13 protein-coding genes are annotated in these 21826 nt (G+C 40.5%); 7 read left to right on the forward strand and 6 right to left on the reverse strand.

What is annotated here, in order from left to right; translation table 11 throughout:
• Position 1: 1 nt before the first annotated feature.
• From AC6CHH_RS00885 to AC6CHH_RS00910, 6 genes are all read right to left on the reverse strand, one after another.
• Positions 2-1075 carry an efflux RND transporter periplasmic adaptor subunit gene (locus AC6CHH_RS00885; RefSeq protein WP_498278751.1) on the reverse strand — a complete coding sequence of 358 codons (1074 nt, stop codon included), beginning with the start codon at positions 1073-1075 and terminating at the stop codon, positions 2-4.
• Positions 1076-1107: 32 nt separating this feature from the next.
• Positions 1108-4308 (reverse strand): efflux RND transporter permease subunit, encoded by a 3201-nt coding sequence (locus AC6CHH_RS00890; protein WP_498278753.1) that lies wholly within the window; start codon positions 4306-4308, stop codon positions 1108-1110.
• 10 nt (positions 4309-4318) lie between these two features.
• Complete coding sequence (locus tag AC6CHH_RS00895) at positions 4319-5689, reverse strand: TolC family protein (protein WP_498278755.1); 1371 nt, start codon at positions 5687-5689, stop codon at positions 4319-4321.
• Positions 5690-5819: 130 nt separating this feature from the next.
• A complete protein-coding gene (locus AC6CHH_RS00900; RefSeq protein ID WP_498278757.1) occupies positions 5820-6236 on the reverse strand; it encodes a hypothetical protein in 417 nt (138 codons plus the stop codon).
• A gap of 205 nt (positions 6237-6441) precedes the next feature.
• The gene (locus tag AC6CHH_RS00905) at positions 6442-8589 is read right to left on the reverse strand and encodes a carboxy terminal-processing peptidase (RefSeq protein ID WP_498278759.1); all 2148 of its coding nucleotides are present in this window, start codon (positions 8587-8589) and stop codon (positions 6442-6444) included.
• A 232-nt stretch (positions 8590-8821) separates the two neighbouring features.
• Positions 8822-9916 carry a tetratricopeptide repeat protein gene (locus tag AC6CHH_RS00910; RefSeq protein ID WP_498278761.1) on the reverse strand — a complete coding sequence of 365 codons (1095 nt, stop codon included), beginning with the start codon at positions 9914-9916 and terminating at the stop codon, positions 8822-8824.
• Positions 9917-10075: 159 nt separating this feature from the next.
• Here AC6CHH_RS00910 and AC6CHH_RS00915 point away from each other — a divergent pair, with 159 nt between their 5' ends.
• From AC6CHH_RS00915 to AC6CHH_RS00945, 7 genes are all read left to right on the forward strand, one after another.
• Positions 10076-11356 carry a replication-associated recombination protein A gene (locus tag AC6CHH_RS00915; RefSeq protein ID WP_498278763.1) on the forward strand — a complete coding sequence of 427 codons (1281 nt, stop codon included), beginning with the start codon at positions 10076-10078 and terminating at the stop codon, positions 11354-11356.
• Positions 11357-11382: 26 nt separating this feature from the next.
• A complete protein-coding gene (locus tag AC6CHH_RS00920) occupies positions 11383-11925 on the forward strand; it encodes an exonuclease domain-containing protein (RefSeq protein WP_498278765.1) in 543 nt (180 codons plus the stop codon).
• Complete coding sequence (locus AC6CHH_RS00925) at positions 11909-12898, forward strand: mannose-1-phosphate guanylyltransferase (protein WP_498278767.1); 990 nt, start codon at positions 11909-11911, stop codon at positions 12896-12898. The genes AC6CHH_RS00920 and AC6CHH_RS00925 overlap by 17 nt, the downstream gene beginning before the upstream one ends.
• Before the next feature lie 138 nt (positions 12899-13036).
• Entirely contained in the window at positions 13037-13822 is a 786-nt protein-coding gene (locus AC6CHH_RS00930) for a tyrosine-protein phosphatase (RefSeq protein ID WP_498278769.1), read from the forward strand.
• 416 nt (positions 13823-14238) lie between these two features.
• On the forward strand, positions 14239-15612 hold the full coding sequence (locus tag AC6CHH_RS00935; RefSeq protein WP_498278771.1) for a sugar porter family MFS transporter: 1374 nt from the start codon (positions 14239-14241) through the stop codon (positions 15610-15612).
• A gap of 5 nt (positions 15613-15617) precedes the next feature.
• Positions 15618-18968 carry a DUF5107 domain-containing protein gene (locus tag AC6CHH_RS00940; protein WP_498278773.1) on the forward strand — a complete coding sequence of 1117 codons (3351 nt, stop codon included), beginning with the start codon at positions 15618-15620 and terminating at the stop codon, positions 18966-18968.
• Between the two features lie 62 nt (positions 18969-19030).
• Positions 19031-21823, forward strand: a complete 2793-nt coding sequence (locus tag AC6CHH_RS00945; protein ID WP_498278775.1) for a DUF8487 domain-containing protein — start codon at positions 19031-19033, stop codon at positions 21821-21823.
• Positions 21824-21826 lie beyond the last annotated feature (3 nt).

A 21826-nucleotide genomic window follows, 5' to 3' on the forward strand; every position in this document is an offset into this window, starting at 1 on the left:
GTTATTTTATTTTTCCGATGGTGATTTCTTGTGAGGGATTGATTAGGACTTCATCCTTAACAGACAGGTCTCCGAAGATTTCGCTTAGTGAATCTATGCGGATACCCTCTTGTACAGGAATTTGTTTTATTTCTTTGTCTTTAAGCAGGAGTACATAGCTTCCAGCGGTTGTGTTTAAGATGCTTTTGCTTTGAATCCAATTTGAGGGGTTTTGCCGTTTTAATTTTAACGTTACTTGCGCGTAATCGCCTCCCTGCAATTCCCCTAAGGGATTGTGAACATCGAATTCAAGTGTGAGGGATCTATCTTGCTGGTCCAGTAAACCCGAAGTACGGGAAAGCGTGGTCTGAAATGTTTTACCTGGCTGGGAGCTAATCGTAAAGCTCGCGGACATTCCCGTATGAACCGAGGATGCATGCTTTTCAGGTAAAGATAAGGTCAGCCGAAGTTTATTGCTTTGGGCTATCTTAAATAATGGCGTATTGCTGGCTGTTCCTGCTAATGCTCCTACAGAGACATTCCGTTGGGTAATCACTCCCTCAAAAGGTGCCGTGATGCGTAAATACTGTTGCAATTCCGAAGAATGTGCTGTACCCGCTTTGGAAGCATCATAGGTGGATTTTGCACTCTCCATAGTGCTTTTGGCCCTGTCGAGTTCGATATCTGCTACGGCTCCTGTTGTTTTGGAGGCCATAACCAACCGCTCATAAGCCTGTTTTGCATACAGGTAATCACTATACCCCTTTTGCTCGGTGGATTTCTCTGAAAGATACTTCTGCTGCATCTCGGGAGCTTCCAGTACGGCTAGGAGCTGTCCTTTGTGAACTCTTTGTCCACGCTCAACGTAGGTTCGTTTTACAAACCCGCTGACCTTTGCATGAATCGCTACCTGTTCAAAGGGCTTGAGCTCCCCGGGAACGGTTAGTTCGTATTCGGGATTAATGCGCTGTATAGGAACAGTCTGATAGTTCACTGACTTTGGCGGCTCATTTTGGGGTTGAATTTTTTGTGGTTCTTTTTGCGAACAAGCTGAAAGTACCCAAATGAGCGAGGTACCCAGAATCAATAACTGCATTGATTTTTTATTTATAGAAAGGGTGTGATGCATTATTTATCGTTATTTAAAGGTTGTTGTGTCGTCTGATTGCCCGATAGTTGTCTGTAATATGTGCTATGCTCATCATCAGGGTCTAAAGAGGGACTTAGCACAATAGACCTTGAAATTAGGGATGAAAAGAAATGGGGAACCAATATAAGAATGGTTAGGGTGGAGGCAACTAAACCTCCAATAACGGCTCTCGCCAGTGGGGCTACCTGTTCCGCGCCCTGCCCCAGACCCATGGCCATGGGTAACATTCCAGCAAGCATTGCCGCAGCAGTCATCAACACAGGTCTCAGTCGTGAGGAGGCTGCTAGTCTTGCAGCGTTCGCCGGTTTTAAGGCCAGGTTTTTACGATAGTATTCGGCTTGATTAACCAACAATACCGCATTGGAGACGGATACCCCCAGAGACATAATAATGCCCATGTAAGATTGCAGATTGAGTGTACTTCCTGTTAAAAAAAGAGCAATAAGGCTACCCGCAATCACAGCCGGCAATACAGAGAGAATAACCAAAGGCACTTTGAAGGATTGGTAATAGGCCGATAACATTAAAAATATGGCTACAATGGCGACACCTAAACCGGCCAACAGACTCTCTAGCGTATCCTCTAAAAGGGGCAAACTCCCCTCGGTCCAGACACTCGTTCCACGAGCAGGCACTCCTGCATCCTTAATGGCTTGCTTGACTGCTCGTGAGGCCGTGCCCAAGTCTTTTCCATAGACATTGGCCAGGATCGTAAGGTAACGGTTTGGTCCCTTGCGGTTGACCTGGGCCGGAGCTGTAGTCCTGCGAATGCTCGCCACATCTTCCAGTACAGGACGCATATTGCCAGCTTTGAGGGGCAGTGAACGTAAACTTTCTTGGGAGATAATACCTGGGGGTATCTGGACTTGTGTCTGGAATACAAGTCCAGATTTTGGATCAATCCAAAGGTTTTTATCCGTAAAGCGAGTTGATGAAGTAGCCGTAATCAAACTGCGCGTAATATCCTGCATGGTTAGCCCAAACTCTCCGGCTAGCTCACGATTGACATTGATTTCTAGGCTTGGATAGGCAAGAGGTTCAGCAATGCGGACATCCCGCAAATAAGGAATTTCCTTTAGGTTGTCCTGGATTTTGGATGCATGTAGAAACGCAGACTCTAGTTGTGCTGCTCCTACCTTTACCTCAATAGGTGTCATCGCTCCCTGCCCCATAATCTTTTCGGTGAGCTCCATAGGTTCAAAATTGAAAGTGACCTCGGGATGCTTGTGGATAATCTTTTTACGGAGGTTTTCTTTAAAATCCTCGACGGAGCCGGAAAAAATATTCTGATTGATGGAAACCTGCAATACTGCTTCATGGGAAGAATTGCTGAACAGGAAGATCGGGTTGATAGGGGAGCCTGCCGGATGCATACCTACGAATGCAGAGGTAATATTCAGCCCATTTTCGGGTAATTCATCCTGAATATCTTGGGTAATATTTTTTACAATCTGTTCTGTTTTTTCGAGTCTACTTCCCTGGGGTGCTTGAATACGTATTTGAAAATCACCATTGTTAGAAACAGGCATTACATCCAGACCAACACTACCTATGAGTACACCCGCCAATGCGCCTGCCACCAACACATATCCAATAAAAAGCGGCAATCCCTTCGTCCGATATTTGCGCATCCGATGGGAATAATGAACACGAAATTTTTCAAAGAATGCGCGCTTTCTTTTCGAATTTACCGGGGTGATATGCTTATTTTTCATCAGCCAGTTCGCCAGTATGGGCACAAAGGTTTGTGAGGCTAAAAAGGATGCAACCATGGCAAAGGCAACCGCCATAGACAATGGCATAAACATGTCCTTGGGAATTCCTGTCATCATAAAAGCAGGGATGAGCACGGCAAGAATACACAGTAAAATCAACAACTTAGCGGTGGATATTTCAAGCAAAGCATCCATTATGGCCCGCTGTTTGGGTTTTCCCAGTTCCATATGCTGGTGAATATTTTCTATGGTTACCGTGGCCTCATCCACAAGAATACCAATAGATAAAGCCAGACCGCTTAAGGTCATAATGTTAATGGTTTGTCCGAAAAGGTAAAGAACCGTCACCGCCGAGAGTATAGCAATCGGAATGGTCAATACGACGATGAAAGCTCCACGGCTGTCACCCAGAAACAACAAAATAACCAATCCGGTAAAAACCGCCCCTAAAATACCTTCGTGGATCAGGTTGGAAAGTGACCGCTCGATATAGGTTGATTGGTCAAATTCATAGCTAACCTTTACATCTGGAGGAAGTTGATCTTTGAGCAATGGGATGGCAGCCTTCAGGTTTTTTACGGCCTCTAAGGTAGAAGCATCTGCTTTTTTGATAATCGGAAGGTAAACCGACCGCTTACCATTTACCAAGGCATAACCGACGGTCTGATCGGCTCCATCTTCCACGCGCGCAACATCGCCAACATATACCGTACGGTTTTCACCAGTCTTTACTGGGGTTCGCAATAACTCCTGTGGCCCTTTGGCGATAGAATTAATGGGGGCCATCAAGTTTTCATCTCCTATACGGATATTTCCAGCTGGAGATGGGAGACTGTTTTTTGTTATCGCTAAGGTAATCTCCTCTGGGCTTAACCCGTTAGCTTGCATAGCTTCAGGGTCAATATTGACAACAATCGAACGAATGTTTCCTCCGAAAGGAGCTGGGGAGGTAATCCCTGGAATTTGCGTAAACATCGGTCTTATTCGTGTTATAGCCAATGTTTGCAGCTCATTTACTGAACGCTGTTCGCTTTCAAAAACCAACTGGCCTATCGGTTGGGAGCTTCCGTCAAAACGAACAACCATTGGAGGAACAGCTCCCGAAGGCAGAAAGCCCATTGCCCTGGAGACGGATGTTGAAACCTCCGCGGTAGCTTGTGCCATATCGGTCCCAGGATAAAAGGATAATTTCATCAATGTTAAACCTTGTACACTTTTAAAATCAAGATTTTTCACACCGGTAACGAATAGGAGTACCTTTTGGAATTCGTTGGCCATAAAGCCATCCATGTAGGTCGGAGAGAGTCCCCCATAGGGCATGGCGATGTACATTGCGGGCAATTCCACCTGAGGGAAAATGTCTACGTTTATTTTCTTTATAGCGTTATAGGAAAACAAAGCAATTGCCAGTACAACGACCATGATCGCAATGGGTTTCCTTAAGGCAAATCTTATGATGTTCATTTAGAATAAATTAAAGGTTGTTAAACAAAAAGTCAAAATCGCCCGTTAACTCCGCTCTAGCACAAAGAAGTAACCAATATTCACCAGAGGCCTGAATATGATCGTTTTCTGTCTGTTCCAGAAGAAGACGTATCTGCAAAAGTTCGCTTAAGGTGATTAAGCCACTTGTATATCTAGCTAGATACATCGTATAGGCCTTTTGAGATTGCTGAACGGCGAGTTTAGTTTTGTGAAGCTGTTTGTGTTGTTGTATGATTTTCACCTGCCCGGCAAATAAGTCCGCTTGTAGGGCCTGCTGATATTGGGTGTGAAGAAACATTGAACCTTCGGCTTCTTTAAGCAATTTTTGCGATTTGAGCGCTTTGGTATGTAGGCTTGTTAAGTTCCAGGTGATACCGATGCCTGCCAAAAAGTTACTGCTTGAATTGCTAAACCCGTCTTTCCACTCGCCCGATACGCTTCCCTGAGGACTTATACCTGTAGCCCGATAGGCATAACCAGTCAGCAACTTAATTGAGGGTAATGCGGCTTTTTTTTCTGCCTGAGCGCTTAAGAGATAAAATTCGGACTGTTTATCCAATGCGGCTAAAATGGGATGTGAAGGATTGGGTGTATTCCCGGTGTTTAGCGTGTATTTCAGGGGGTTGCCAAAACGTCCGGCCGAGGCAGAATAATCAAGGGTATCTTGTGGGTAGAGTTCAAGTAGCTTGATGAGCGAGGCGTCTTTAAAACCATCCCATTTCTCAGACTCGCCCATGGCCAGCACGTAGGAAGAGCTAGCCAGTAAACTATCTGCAGCAGGTCTCAACCCTGAGGCGGATAAACCCGAGGTTATTTTGCGAATATGATCCAGTCTCTGGGCATTCCTTTGAGACCATTTTAGTTTAGCATCGTTGTACAAAAGGGAGATATAACGTTCGGATAATGTTTTTTTCAGTTTGAGCAGATAGGCTTCTTTTTCGCTTAGCGATTTGGAGAATAAGGCCGCTGCTGCCTGGTTTAGTTTTCGCTGTTTTCCGAAAGAAAATAATTCCCATTCCAAGGTTCCAGAGACGAAAGTATTTGCCGCAGTGGAACTTCCATTCAGAGGTAGCGCTGAACCGTTTACATTAAAAAGACCTGCCTGTGGGAAAAAAGCCCCTGCACTTCCCTGATGAGTTCCATAGGTGTTCTGTGCTTGTGCCTTCAGCTGGGGTAACATTTGACTCTTTAGCTCCAACTGATCGAGCCTGGCAGCATCAATATGTGCTATTTTGGCTCCCACGCCTGGATGATTTTCTTCGACTTTAGGCCACAAGCTGCCTAAAGTATGTTCCTGTTGCTGTTGTGCACATAGCGGAAAGAAAGCAACAAGGGCAAGCCAAACAAGCGTGCTTGCCATACTCTGTTTTACCATATTCGTATACAATTTGTATAGATCACAAAGGGCGATCTAAAACTATTTTGAAAAAATAAAATTGAATGTTAGCCTATTACCCCTCAAGGGTTAATAAAGCAAAGGGAATGGGGTATTACAGATGATAGATGATAAGCTTGTGATAGGCTAGGAAGAGCGGAACAGGGGTTTTGATTTTGCCGCTTCCAGTATAAATCGGGTGTTTATTTTCGGAATCAACTTTAGGATAGCTGAACAGGAAAAGAAACGAAACGATGAACGTTACAGCTGGCAATAAGCCGTCTGCCTTGAATGATTTTTTTTGAACGGTAGGAGCATTTCCAAAGTCTAGTTGTGCACATTTTTCAACCATATTCGCCGAAAAAAGACGAGTACCTTTCGGAAAGCCCTGTTCTGTTTTGCTAGGAACACCAACTAAGCTTTTGATGCTTGTCTTCAGAGCACAGGAGGTAAGTAATACCAAAAGTATTGTCGCAAATACGAAGGAGTATTGCTTACAATGCGTTAAAATATTTGGTACAATCTTATTCATGAATCCGCTAAGCTAGTTTTATTTGATTAAAGATGCAAGAGGTAGGATCTGTTTTACGTTTTTTTAACAAGAACAACATAAGCCTACTTGATTTTCTCTTTTGAAGCAGGTGCAACACGCAAAGCATCTTGAAAAAGAAAACGGGGATGCTTTGATTGACAAAACATCCCCGCCTTAATTTAACGATATCTGTGTTTACCGAAGATTAATTCGTGCTAGAGAGGGCCGTCTTTTGTGGGACGTCCTTTAACCGAATCAGGTCCGTGATTACATTTGCACTTTCTTCTAAAACAAAATCATATTCTAATTTTGGTTGAGATTCCCCTTCTTTCCATAAAGGTAAACCTAAGAAGGCAAGTTGTTTGTTGAAGCGATCGCGTTGTTTGATTCGAATTTTTTCGCGTTCAGCTTTCAGCTTATCTGCATTTAGACTAACCGATGGAATTGAATCATTGTTTGTGAATTCTTTAATATCCTCTAATAAGAAAGAATAGGCAGGAGATTTCTCCATACGCTTCTCATGAATCGCACCTAATTTGGTTTTGATGGCTGTCAAGTCACCAACGCTTGCAAAGTTACTTGGTTTGATTTGGTCCCAAGGCAAAGCAGATGGTTCTGAGCTCTCTCCAAATTTTTCCGCGGTGTATTGGGTTGGGAATGTAAAATCTGGGGTCACCCCTTTGTGTTGGGTACTACTTCCGTTAACACGGTAGAATTTACCCATCGTCAGATTTATCTGACCGAATTCTGGTGCTCCACTTGGGGTATCCGGGTCAGCCTCCCCAGAAGCTTTTATTAAAAGACGATTGGTTGGGCTAATGAAACGAGACATTTCTACCGCGTTTTGAACAGTCCCTTTCCCGTAGGTAGTAGAGCCTAAGATAATTCCTCTACCGTAGTCTTGGATCGCTCCTGCAAAGATTTCAGATGCCGATGCAGAGAACCGGTTGATGATTACACCAAAAGGACCTTCCCAAATTGCACCAGGATCTTGATCGCTATCTACTTGGATCCGGTCTCTGGTATCTCTAACTTGTACCACAGGACCTTGGTCAATAAATAAACCGGTTAACTCGATCGCTTCTTGAAGCGATCCACCTCCGTTATTTCTTAAATCCATTAAGATAGCTTGTACACCGTCTTTTTTCAGGCTATCAATTAATAAGCGTACGTCTCTGGTTGTACTCTTATAATCTTTTTCTCCGCGTCTGATGGCATTAAAATCAATGTAGAATTTAGGAAGATTAATGACACCCACTTTATAGGTCTTTCCGTCCTCCCCTTTAATCATTTTGATTTCACGCTTCGCAGATTCTTCTTCTAAAATTATTTTTTCACGGGTTAAACGAACAATTTTTGGACTACTTGAAGGATCTGCTCCCGCTGGAAGAATTTTCAAGCGAACAACCGTTCCTTTTTTGCCTTTAATCTTAGCAACCGCTGCATCCAGGCGCCATCCAATAATATCCTCAAATTCCTCATCTCCTTGGGCAACGCCAACGATGCGGTCATTGATCTGAAGCGTTTTATCCTTAAATGCGGGTCCTCCGGCGATGATCATTTTAATGGTCACCATTTCGTTTTCCATCATCAATTGTGCTCCGATACCCTCCAAGGTATTCGACATACTCTCATTGAATGCCTGGGCAAAAGAAGCGTTATAGTAAGTCGTGTGGGGGTCTACAGCATCAGTCAACGAAGACATAATTAACTGGAAGGCATCATTTGCATTTGTTTTCTTGCTTTGAGAAATCAAATTGTTGTACCGGCTACGGATCGTTTCTTTATTTTTTTCCTCATCCAGCTCTGCAGAGTCTGAGGTGGCAAGTCGTAAATTCAACAGGTCGTATTTTACCCTTTTTCTCCATTGATCTTTCAATTGAGAATCGCTGGTAAACCAATCTAGTTTTTCCCGGAACATGATGTAATCTTCCTCTTTCGAGAAATCGTGCTTTGAATCAACTTCCTGCAAGGCGTAATTTAAACATTGCAAATAACGCTCGTTATATTTATTAAAAATATAAAAGGCACTCGATAAATCTCCCGCTTTAAAATCTTGGGCGATGGTGGTTTTAAATTGTTGGAAGTCTGCAATATCTTCTTTCAATAAGTAATTTTTTCCTTGATCAAGGCCCTCAATTAAATTATTGAAAACAATTGCCGAGATGGAATCATCCAAAGGAACCTTTTTGTACGTAAAATTTTCTAACAGGTTGGCTACTTCTTTTGCAATGATCTCATGTTGAGTCGTTGGTCGTAGGGGAACCCCTTGTTCTTGTAAGTTGATTCGGGGTTTAGCGCCACAGGCAACGATGGATATGATCGCAAGGCAAAAAATAAGATTTTTAAACATATTGTATAATTGTAATATTAATTCAATTTTTAGATACCAAAACAAAAATTAACCTTAAACTAATTCTAATTCTTAGTACTCAAAAGCTAAATTAATCAAAAAAATATCATTGTTAGTTGCTAAAACGTAAAATATTCATATCAATTGTCATTTTACCGTTTTTTTAAGAAACCTTAACAGTTCCGAGGACTTATCGGGATAGAAAAGTACTCTAAACCGGAGAAAATCCTGACTAAAAAAGTTCGTTTCGCAGTTGCCAATACTGTGTTAATTCCTTTTCAGCGTCCTCAAAGTTTCCCATTAAAAGGTAAATTTCCCCCAGTTTATCATGGATGGCAAGTTGTAGAATTTTATTGTCATCATCACTCGCCAATATTTTAGCATTTTTAAATTCGGTCTGTGCCACCTGGTAATTCTGTTGAATGTATTTGGAATAGGCCAGCATATACTCAATGTCTGGTAAATGTGTCTGTATCCTTTTTTCTATGGAGATATCTCGGGCTTGAATCAAAAACCATTGGGCCTGAATATGTTTGTTTCCAAGTTGATATATTTTTGCGAGTTTGACCAGAGCATTCACTTTGCCGGAATAGTTTTTCGCCTTGTTAAATATAGGGATGGCCTTTCTGATGATGGTGTTCTCGGCAGCGTCGTAATTTTTCACATAAGCATTGATCATGGCAATTTTTACCAAGGTATTTGCTTGATCCAATTTTACATTATCAGTGGTAGCATCCTTTAAGAAGCTCTCTTGTAATTTGGCCGCCTGTGCAAAATTACCAGTATACAGATACGCACTTGCTAAATTTTGTTCCAGCACATTTCGTTCGGTCTTAGCGTTTAAATGGCTAACCGCATTTATTCCTCGAGCTAACATGGCAATACTCTTGTCAGTTTGCTTAGTCTGTAGGAGCTCCCAGGCGTACTCGTTTGCTAATGCTGCTGCAAGACCGGCATTGTTGTTTTTTTCAAGCTTGGTGATTAGTTCATTCCATGCCTTTTCGGAATCTGGTAATGGTTTGAAATTCGAGCGAACATAGCCGGAATTAGGCGTAAATTTAAAGTCATCTCGATAATGGCGGAAATCCAGTTTACGAGAAATGGAATCGTAGAATCCTTTTTTCTCCTGGTAGGAATCTGTAATTTCTTCTTGTTTGGTTCTAGGGGCCGGTAAAACATACACCTTTGGGCCAATTCCAGTAAAGCTTTCGTCGTACTTCCTGACAAAACCTGACGGATCCTGTGAGTCTTGGTCCGTTTGGGCTTGAAGCCCAAATAGGGTAAAAATAAAGCTTAAGCTTAATATAATATGAATTTTGTTGAACATTCTCTGTTTTCGTTTTTTCAAAAGTATGAATTTTGAATTTAGATATAGCAAGCGCTTAAAAGCTTTGACACTCAGTAGATAATCCTCAGGTGCTCGAAATTGTCCGCTCATCCCTTTCTGGCTTCCCTTAGATCAAATCAGAAACCTTATATTTGTTATATGGCAACAAGTATACCTTTAGCAGAACGCATGAGACCCAAGAATATTGCGGATTATGTTGGTCAGAAGCATATTATTGGTGATGGAGCGGTTTTATGGAATGCTTTGCAACAAAAAGCAATTCCGTCTATCATCTTCTGGGGACCTCCGGGAGTTGGTAAAACCACATTAGCTTTACTGATCGCCCAGCAACTTGATCGTCCATTTTACAGTCTGAGTGCCATTCAGTCCGGAGTAAAAGATGTCCGGGAGGTGATTGAAAAAGCCGAAAAGATGAGTTTGCTTAATCAAGAACAGCCAATCTTATTTATCGATGAGATTCATCGGTTTTCTAAGTCCCAACAGGATTCCTTGCTGGGAGCGGTTGAAAAAGGAACCGTTACACTGATTGGGGCTACGACAGAAAATCCTTCTTTCGAGGTGATTTCTGCCTTGTTATCCAGGTGTCAAGTATATGTCCTGCAGGAGCTCAGTAAGACAGAACTCATCGAAATTGTTGATTCGGCCTTGCGCTCGGATGAGATCCTAAAAAACCAAGACATTCACATTCAGGAGTATGAAGCGCTCCTTCAACTATCTGGCGGAGATGCACGCAAACTATTGAATATACTGGAACTGGTCACTGGTGCAGCAGTTCACCAAAATAAACCCATCACCAATGCTTTTGTGGCAAGCCATGTCCAACAAAATCAGATCAGATACGATAAGACGGGTGAACAACATTATGATGTAATTTCAGCGTTTATTAAATCCATACGAGGAAGTGACCCCAATGCGGCTCTTTATTGGCTTGCTCGAATGATCGAGGGTGGAGAAGAGGCCAAATTTATTGCCCGAAGATTACTCATACTCGCCTCTGAGGATATTGGAAATGCGAATCCAAACGCACTTTTGCTCGCCAACAACTGTTTCCAGGCCGTCAGTGTCATCGGCTGGCCCGAGTCCAGGATTATCTTGGCGCAAACCGTGACTTATTTAGCAAGTTCACCTAAAAGCAACGCGTCCTATGAGGGCATCAATAAAGCGCAATCTATTGTGAAACAGTCGGGCAGTCTATCTGTTCCTATGCATCTTCGAAATGCCCCGACTAAACTCATGAAAGAGTTAGACTATGGGACGGATTATCAGTATGCCCATAGTTATCAGGGTAATTTTGTTGACCAAGAGTATATGCCTAAGGAACTCAGTGGGTTGAAGTTGTATGATCCCGGTAAAAACCCAGCCGAAGAGAAATTAAGACAATCATTGCAACAGAGATGGAAGGGAAAATATGAGTATTAAGTTTAATTTTTTACTTTTGTGAGAAGATGCCAAAAACATTTACAGCAATAGATTTCGAATTAGCGACTTCCAAGTACAGCAGCGTATGCTCTGTTGGAATCGTAAGCGTCGTTCAGGGAGAGGTGGTTAATGAATTTTATAGCCTGGTTAGACCTCCAGAAAATAAATACATGTGGCAAACTTCCAGAGTTCATGGGATCAAAGCCAAACACACAGCCTCGTCTCCTACATTTGCTGAGTTGTTTCCGCAAATTAGGGAAATCCTTCGCAATCAAAAAATGATTGCCCACGATGAACAACTCGATCGTTCTGTCTTAAAAGATACCATGAGTTTTTATGGATTAGATTATGAGGAACTGAATTTGGGAGATCAGTGGGAGTGTACTAGTAAAATATATAAAGCGCTCGGTTTTATACGAACGAAACTTAGTATTTGTTGTGAGCTGATGGGGATTCAAATCAATCCACATGATGCCCTTTCTGATGCTAGGGCTACTGCTGAGCTATATCTTTTGAGGGATCAAGCAATGTTAACCAAGAAAATGGAAAACGATGAGCAAAATAATTAATGTCGTATTATCTGGCGGAGTTGGATCCCGCCTGTGGCCTCTTTCTAGAAAATCAAGACCAAAACAATATCTTCCAATTTTTTCAGGGAAAACGCTCTTTGAATTAACCGTTGAAAGGAATAAAGAATTAAGCACGGCAGTTACCCTGGTTGGTTCTTGCCAAAATAAAGAGCTTGCTTTACCGGTCTTAACGGGTTTAAAGCATACCATTATTGCTGAATCTGTACCTAGGAATACAGCTGCTGCGATTGCATTTGCTGCCTTCGCCTCCGATAGAGACGATATTTTAATTGTTACGCCTTCAGATCATTTAATTGAAGGGGATCAAGCCTATAATGAGGCCATTAACCAAGGCATTGTTTTCGCTGAACAAGGATATATTGCGACCTTTGGCCTTCTGCCGAGCCGACCTGAAACAGGGTATGGATATATCGAACACGATGGCAATTCCGTTTTGTCTTTCCGAGAAAAACCAAATGTTGAAACGGCCAGAGATTTTCTGAAGGCCGGGAACTTCCTTTGGAATTCAGGGATTTTCTGTTTTAAAGCCGGAGTTTATCTGGAAGAATTGATTCGTTTTGAACCTAAATTGTATTCAGCTGCTGAGACCGCTTTTGCATACGCAGAAGATTTTGTATTAGACCAAAAGCATTCCGAGTTAATTCCATCGAAAAGCATCGATTATGCTGTTTTGGAACGTAGTGACCTAATTAAGGTGGTTCCGGCCAAATTTAAATGGTCAGATATGGGAGCTTTTGATTCATTATTTGATTATTTTAAACAGAAAGGTCATCCGATTGATGAGAATGGCAATATTGTTGTAGGTACAGATAAGCATGCTGTATTTGTCGGTCTAAGTAACTGTATGTTAATTAATACCGAGGATGCACTGTTAATTCTTGATCGCAGTCATGCGCAAGATGTTAAGTTAGTATATGAACACTTAGAAAAGGAAAATTCACCATTGGTATAAGTTGCTGTAGCGTTTGTGGACACATACACGTGTTGTTAACAGAATATGTTAATAACATTAAATTAAAAAATGTATTATTGGCAGCCTTTGCGCGTATAGCGCTAAGGTCGATCAAAAGTTAAACTTATAAAAAAAACTATGGGGTTTTGGCGTAAACTGTTTGGAATAAAAGAAGAAAATTTAAACACACACCATAATAAGCTTGCCTGGATTGGCTGGGATATGCACAATCATATTCTTCCAGGAATTGACGACGGAAGTGAAAACTTGGAGTCATCGATGATTTTAATCCACGGTTTAAAAGAGTTAGGAATCAACAACTGTGTTTGTACCCCTCATATTATGAATGGCGTGCATAACAATACGCCCCAAAGCATATACGATTCTTATAAGAAGCTAAAGGATCATCTTAAAGAAACCCACACCAATTTTAATTTAGAATACAGTGCAGAATACATGATTGATGACCAGTTGGGTCATTGGATCCAGTCCAACAATCTTTGCTTGATCGCCGATAAATACATGCTCATTGAGATGTCGTACCTATCGGAATCAAAATCGCTTTTCAGTATGATCAAAGCGATTATAGATCGAGGATATCAACCTGTACTTGCTCACCCCGAACGGTATAATTATTACCACAACAACTTTAAAATATTCGAAGAAATTAAACAAGCTGGTTGCTATTTACAATTGAATTTACTATCCGTGAGTAAGTATTACGGGGAGAATGTAAAAACAGCTGCCCTTACCTTGATGCGTGCAGGAATGTACGATTTAGTGGGCACTGATATGCACCACACACGTCATCTGGAGGCGTTGAAATCTGTTGCGAAAAAATACAATATTCAGGAAATGCTAACCAATTGTGAAATCAAGAACACCGAATTGTTTAAAAAGGAAAGTGGAATTAGAATAGCCTAGAGAAAAATTACCTTGTTTGAGTATGCTACCTCCAAGCATCACCAATGAAATTTTTAGAGATAGTTTAACCGACAATTAATCTTGCCCCGTGAACCTCAAGTTAATTTGCACTTTTTTAAGGTGTAGATGAAATCTAACGTGCCAATTTTTTTTTAATAAAAGCGGCTATTTCGGAATTTATACACTTAAAAGCGCATTTTATGACCTAATTACCAGGACTTTAAAGAACGGTCTTGGTCAGTAAATATCCAGGCAATCTCAATTATTTAGTGTCCTTTTATAGGCCGGCCAGAATTCTGCTCCGTAATAATGTCTATTAATTCCAATGAATTATCCATTTTGTTTTAAAGGATCTTCCTGTAAGTTTGAGCATTGAAAAACCAAATTATAAAACAATAAGTAGCGCATCATAAATTATGAGAGTAGAACAAAAACCTGGAAATGGGAAAAACTTCTATGTTTTGAGTATATCATTTATCTCTGCCTTGGGTGGATACCTTTTTGGGTTTGATTTTGCTGTTATAGCAGGAGCTTTACCGTTTCTTAGGCCGGAATTTAATCTAGACGCTTGGTGGGAAGGGTTTCTTACCGGTTCTTTGGCTTTAGGATGTATTGTTGGTTGCCTATTCGCAGGAGCTCTAGCCGATCGTTATGGTAGAAAACCGGGATTAATGATCTCAGCTTTAATCTTTGCTGTTTCCTCTCTAGGTATGGCCTTTTCCCAAGGGCTGGGTGGATTTGTGTTTATGCGTTTTGCGGCTGGAATAGGTGTTGGGATGGCATCTATGCTAAGTCCTTTATATATTTCGGAAATTTCACCAGCGAATGTGCGAGGACGTAATGTTGCTATTAATCAACTAACTATTGTTATAGGAATCTTAGTCACCAATTTGGTGAATTATTCGATTTCAGGAACCGGGCCTGAGGCATGGCGATTAATGTTTGGTTTAGGAACAATACCTGCGATTCTTTTTTTTATCGGTGTGTTTTGGCTCCCTGAGAGTCCTCGATGGTTAATTAAGGTCGGTAGGCTTGATCAAGCGAAGGTCGTCTTAGCAAAAATAGGCAATCCTGATTTTAGTAAAAGAACTTACCAGACTATTCAGCAATCTTTAGATGGTTTAAAAAAACAATCTTTTAAAGATGTATTTGCACAAGATGTCAGACCTGCAGTTGTGATAGGGATCACATTAGCCGTTTTTCAGCAGTTATGTGGAATTAATGTTGTTTTTAATTATACTTCAACCATATTTGAGTCTGTTGGCGCCGACGTGGACAGGCAACTCTTTGAGACAGTAACCATTGGTATTGTAAATTTGATTTTTACCATTGTTGCCATGTGGCAAGTTGATACGTTAGGTCGAAAACCCTTATTACTCATTGGATCTTTAAGCTTATCAGTCATCTATATCTTCTTGGCATTTTTACTCCAGGATCAAGCTGATGCAGGACTGATTTCAATTTTTGTATTGTTGGCTATCGCTATGTATGCAATGTCTTTAGCACCAGTAACCTGGGTCCTTATATCTGAAATTTTTCCGAATAAAATACGAGGATTAGCCTCTTCGGTAGCGATCGTTTGCCTCTGGGGAGCCTTTTTTATTCTAGTATTTACTTTTCCCATTCTGGCCAAAGTTCTCGGTGCTTACGGACCTTTTTATATGTATGCTGCAATCTGTCTGATAGGGTTCTTCTTTATAAAGTATAAGGTTAAAGAAACCAAAGGCCAAACTCTAGAAGAATTAGAGCAAAAAATGAGTAAACAAAATATAAGAACAGATTTTAAGTAAGTATAATGAATGAACTTTTTGTAAGCGTTTGGCAAGAGCGGAAAATTATTCCTACCTATGGAACAGGAGAACCTGAAAAAAATCCCATGTTTTTCGAAAGGCGCGTGTATCAAGGTAGCAGCGGAGTGGTATATCCAAACCCTGTCATTGAAAAAATTTATGACCAGAAGGAAGATGTCGCGTATACCGCATTATTTCTTGAGAATAAATATTTGAAAGTCATGGTTTTACCAGAGCTAGGAGGTAGAATTCAAATGGCTTATGATAAAATAAAAGAACGCCATTTTATTTACTATAACCATGTCATTAAACCTGCCTTAGTTGGATTATGCGGACCGTGGATTTCCGGTGGAATAGAATTCAACTGGCCCCAGCACCATCGACCTAGTACTTTTCAACCTGTTGATTATTCTATCCAAGAAAATGAAGATGGAAGCAAAACAGTTTGGGTCAATGAGATAGAACGTATGTTTGGGACCAAAGGTATGGCTGGTTTTACACTATATCCAGATAAGGCTTATATAGAGGTAAAAGCTAATATATATAATCGTACAGCTATTCCTCAAACATTTTTATGGTGGGCAAATCCGGCTGTAAGCGTCAATGAGCACTATCAGTCTGTCTTCCCTCCTGATGTAAACGCCGTATTTGATCATGGAAAGCGTGATGTGTCGAGTTTCCCGATTGCCACAGGGACATATTATAAAGTAGATTATTCTCCTGGAACAGACATTTCAAATTATAAAAATATCCCGGTGCCGACTTCTTATATGGCAATTAAGTCAAATTACGATTTTGTCGGTGGGTATGAAAATGATACCAAAGCAGGTCTATTACATGTAGCAAACCATCATGTTTCACCAGGTAAAAAACAATGGACATGGGGAAATGGGGATTTTGGGAAGGCATGGGACCGTAATTTAACAGATAATGATGGTCCGTATATTGAATTAATGACAGGTGTTTTTACCGATAATCAACCTGATTTTACCTGGTTGATGCCCTATGAAGAGAAATCTTTTACACAGTACTTTATGCCTTATCAAGAATTAGGGTTGGTGAAAAATGCAACAAAAGATATTTTAGTTTATGTGGATATTAAAGGAAACAAGGCACTTGTTAAAATATTTTCAACTTCAGTTCAACTGAGAAACACACTTCATGTTTGGATTAAGGAAGAATTAATTTACCAGCAAGAGTTTGACTCTTCACCACAGCGTGTATTTATCCAAGAGATTGAACTCTCCAGAGTAGTTGTAGATGATGATTACCGAGTAGTAGTTCAGGATCACTATGGGAATGAATTGATTACATACAAGCCACAAGAGGATAAAAGTAACCAGAAGACAGAGCCAGCTCAGGCGGCCCTTCGGGTAGATGAAATCAAGAATAACGAACAACTTTATCTAACGGGACTTCATCTTGAACAATATCGACATGCAACATATAATCCAGTCGATTACTATCAAGAGGCTCTTCGTAGGGATCCAACAGATGCCCGGAATAATAATGCCTTGGGCAAATGGTATTTGCGAAGAGGAATATTTAACAAAAGTGAATTGTTATTCAAAGAAGCCATCAATACCTATACGCAGAGAAATCCGAATCCATACGATGGAGAGCCCTATTATAATTTGGGACTTTCACTAAGGTTTCAAAATAAAAATAAAGAGGCTTATGAGGCCTTCTATAAAGCTGTTTGGAATAGTGCTTGGCAGGATAGCGGGTATTTTTCCTTAGCTCAAATCGACCTAATAGATAATAATTTGAGACAGGGTTTAGCGCACATTGAATGGGCGTTGGACCGGAATGCCCGCAATGGTAAAGCATGGGTTATAAAATCTGCAATATTACGGAAACTAAATAATTTTGAAGAGAGTTTAAAAGTCTCACAAGAAGCAATAAAAAGAGATCAATTCAATTTGGGGGCATTTTTTGAAATAACAAAAGTTTGCTCGGAATTAGGTAAATCTGAACAGCGACAAGTAGCAATAACTGAATTATTGACACGTTCTAGGAAATTTGAAAACAGCTTCTTGGAATACGCGCTTGACTATGCTGCTGCGGGTCTATATGTGGAGGCTATTGAGCTATTGAGTTTACTGCAGCTGAACGAGAGCACCCAACCAATGATATTCTATTATTTAGGGTGGTTTAATTTCAAAATTTCAGAGAAACAAGAAGCATCGGCTTACTTAAAAAGAGCGGCCGCCGCGAATCCAGAGCTATGCTTTCCCAACCGGTTAGAGGAAATTGACATTTTAGAATATGCGATTGATCACAATCCTGAAGATGCAAAAGCGCCCTATTATCTTGGAAATTTATGGTACGATAAAAGACAATATGAAAAGGCCATTGAAATGTGGGAATTGTCGCTCAAACGGGATGAAACTTTTCCTACTGTTCTTCGAAATTTGGGTATCGCATACTTCAACAAAAAGGACAATCCAAGAGTAGCTTTAAATTGTTATGAAAGGGCTTTTAGCAAGGACTTTAACGATGCTCGGGTTTTTATGGAGCTGGATCAATTGTATAAACGTTTGAACAGATCGCCTCAGGACCGTTTATCTTTATTAGAAGACCATAGCCATTTGGTTGAAAGCAGAGATGATTTATACTTAGAAAGAATTACACTATACAATTCTCTAGATAGACCTGATAAGGCATTTGAGCTTATCCTTGCCCGTAAATTTCATCCATGGGAAGGAGGTGAGGGAAAAGTCGCTGCTCAATATGTACACAGTTTAGTGGAGCTTGCGAAGGTGGATATTTCAAAAAACAGGTTTGAACAAGCAATTGAAAAACTGGAGCAGGCAAAAAGGTATCCCCACACTTTAGGTGAGGGGAAACTAATTGGAATAAAAGAAAACGATATCAATTACTGGATGGGCCTGGCTTACAGCAGAACAGGAGAAAAGGATTTAGCCATTACGAATTACCAAAAAGCTACGCATGGCAGCGATGAACCTGAAGCAGCTGTATTTTATAATGACCAACAACCAGATAAAATATTCTATCAAGGTTTAGCTTGGGAGAAATTAGGTAAAAATGAAATTGCTGATAACATCTTTAATCGTTTAATCTCGTATGGTAAGCAGCATGTAGAGGACAAAGTGCAGATAGACTACTTTGCTGTGTCTCTCCCCGATATGTTGATTTTTGAAGATAATTTGCAACTACGAAATAAGAATCACTGCTTTTATATTATGGGACTGGGTTATCTGGGTCTTAAACAATTAAAGAAAGCAAATGAAATGTTCGAGAAGGTTTTGGTTGAAGACAAGGCTCATCTTGGAGCAATAATTCACTTATCTCTCGCTGAAGAATTCAAAAATAGAGGACCATTGATTCTTTAAGCCGGATAAATTGAAGAGCTAAACATTAGATAAATTCTGTACAAGAACCAACAAATAGTATAATGATTTTCAAACGACACAAAATATTTTTAGTTTCAATAGGGTTGATAGGATACCTTAGCTTGATGGTGCTAAGCGTTCAAGCGCAGCAGACTCTTTCATTAAAAGGAACTTGGCAAGTAAAATTAGATTCTCAAGACGTGGGTATTGAGCAAAAATGGTTTCTGCAGCAATTCGAAACGGCAATAGAATTACCAGGAACCCTTGATGATGCCTCTATTGGAAAAAAAAGCAGTCTCTCCGCCCAGAAGCTAGAAAGAGATATTTTGTTAAATCTCACAAGAAAACACACATATATTGGACCCGCTTGGTATTGCAAAGAGATTATCGTTCCCAAGAACTGGAAGAATAAGGATATTGAACTGCTGCTAGAAAGAGTAATCTGGAATACACAAGTCTGGATAGATGGAAAAGAGGTTGGGTCAGCAGAGAGTTTGAGTGCTCCCCATAAATTTGATACGGGTTTATTACTAACTCCAGGGAAACATTTACTTGTGATACGGGTTGATAACCGTAAAAAACACGATATTTCGTATAATAATATGGCTCATGCCTATACCAATGGAACCCAGATAATTTGGAATGGTATCATTGGCCAAATAGCGTTAAAAGCTAACGATCGTTTAAAAATTAAGCAGGTGACTATTTATCCCAAAATAGACGATCGTTCCGTGACCATCCATGCTGTAATGCATAATGGCTTAAAATCGACAGGTAAAACAGTCTTGGAAGTATTGATAAAAGATGGAGATACTAGAACAATCGCATCAGAGAGGATTATTATTGAAAGTCCTCTTCAGGGTTTTGAGAAAGAAATAAAACTTAACTTGGGAAATCAAGCGGTTTTATGGGACGAGTTTAACCCTCAATTATATACAGCCCAGCTCACCCTGAGTAATGAAAATCTTTCAACGAAACATGTTATTGAATCTAAATTTGGTTTAAGACAAATTTCGACTCAAAACAACTTTATTGAGCTAAATGGACGCCGTATTTTCCTAAGAGGGACTCTTGAATGTGCTATTTTTCCGTTAACCGGTTATCCTCCAATGGAAAAGACAGGCTGGTTGAAAGTATTTGAAACGGCTAAAGAATATGGCTTAAATCATTTGAGATTTCATTCGTGGTGTCCTCCAGAAGCTGCATTCCAAGTTGCTGATTCTATGGGATTCTATCTTCAAGTAGAACTCCCTATATGGAATTCAAATATAGGGCAACAAGGAGAGATGAACAAATTTATTGAACAAGAGGCTCAGCGAATAATCCAAGAATATGGGAACCATCCATCATTTTGTTTTTGGGCATTAGGGAATGAGCTGCAGGGTGATTTTACCTATATGGAAAACCTATTGAATACCCTAAAAGCAAAGGATAACCGTCGATTGTATACGACTACCGCTTTTACTTTTGCACAAGGGCATGGAATTGAACCTGAACCGGCAGATGACTTTTTTATTACCCAATACACCAAGGAAGGATGGGTGCGAGGTCAGGGCGTTTTCAACACCATTCCTCCAAACTTTTCAACAGATTATTCGCAAGCTACCGACGGGATATCGGTTCCTTTGATAACCCACGAAATCGGCCAATATTCAATCTATCCAAACCTGAAGGAGATTGAAAAATATACAGGAGTGTTGGATCCGTTGAATTTTAAGGCAATAAAAAGAGATCTGATAAGCAAAGAATTATTTCATCTTGCGCCCAAGTTCACATTAGCAAGTGGAAAATTTGCGGCGAACCTTTACAAAGAAGAAATCGAAAGGGCATTAAAAACAAAAGACATTAGCGGTTTCCAGCTGTTAGATTTACATGATTTTCCTGGTCAGGGTACTGCTTTGGTCGGTATATTAGATGCTTTTTGGGATAGTAAGGGTTTGATGAAACCCGAAGATCATCGAAGGTACTCCTCAGAGGTTGTTCCCCTAATTCGATTTCCTAAAGTAAGTTATTCAAACTCAGAACTATTTCAGGCTAGTATTGAAATTGCAAATTTTAGTGATTCAGCACTGCAAGGGGTAGTTCCATCTTGGACAATCAAAGATAAAACAGGGAAAATAATATTTCAGAATAAATTAGACAAACAGACGATTTCCATAGGTAATGGAATTCCCTTAGGTGAGATTTCTTGTGATTTAAAACAGGTCCAACGTGCACAAGCTTTGACCATAGAGGTGGAACTAGAAGGTACTGAATATAAAAATAGCTGGAAAATATGGGTTTATCCTCGCCATATTGAGACAGAGAATCCGGAAGTGTATTTTACAAGGTCCCCATCCGAGGCCTTCAGAGAGCTTGCATTAGGCAGAAAAGTTTTGCTAAACCCAGACACGGCACATATTAGGGGTGTTGAGGGCCGCTTTGCACCAGTGTTTTGGAGCCCGGTGCATTTTCCTGACCAGCCAGGAACGATGGGTATACTTTGTAACCCAGCACACGCTGCTTTTGAAAATTTTCCAACTGATTTTTATTCCGATTGGCAATGGTGGGATCTAATCACCTCTTCAAAGACGATGATCATTGATTCTCTTGAGATGAGTCAGGATCCTCTAGTACGGGTAATTGATAATTTTTATAAGAATCGTAAAATGGCTAACATAATTGAAGCTAAGGTGGGAAAAGGAAAACTTATCATGGCATCGGTTAATCTTTCAGACGAATTGGAAACCAGGCTATCTGCAAGGCAGTTGCGCTATAGTTTAATCCAATACATGAAAAGCGAAAATTTCTCGCCTGCGGAAGAATTAACGATAGATCAGCTCAAAATGCTGCTCACGAAAAATTCCATAGAATAACCG

It is taken from the genome of Sphingobacterium sp. GQ94 (assembly GCF_059758715.1).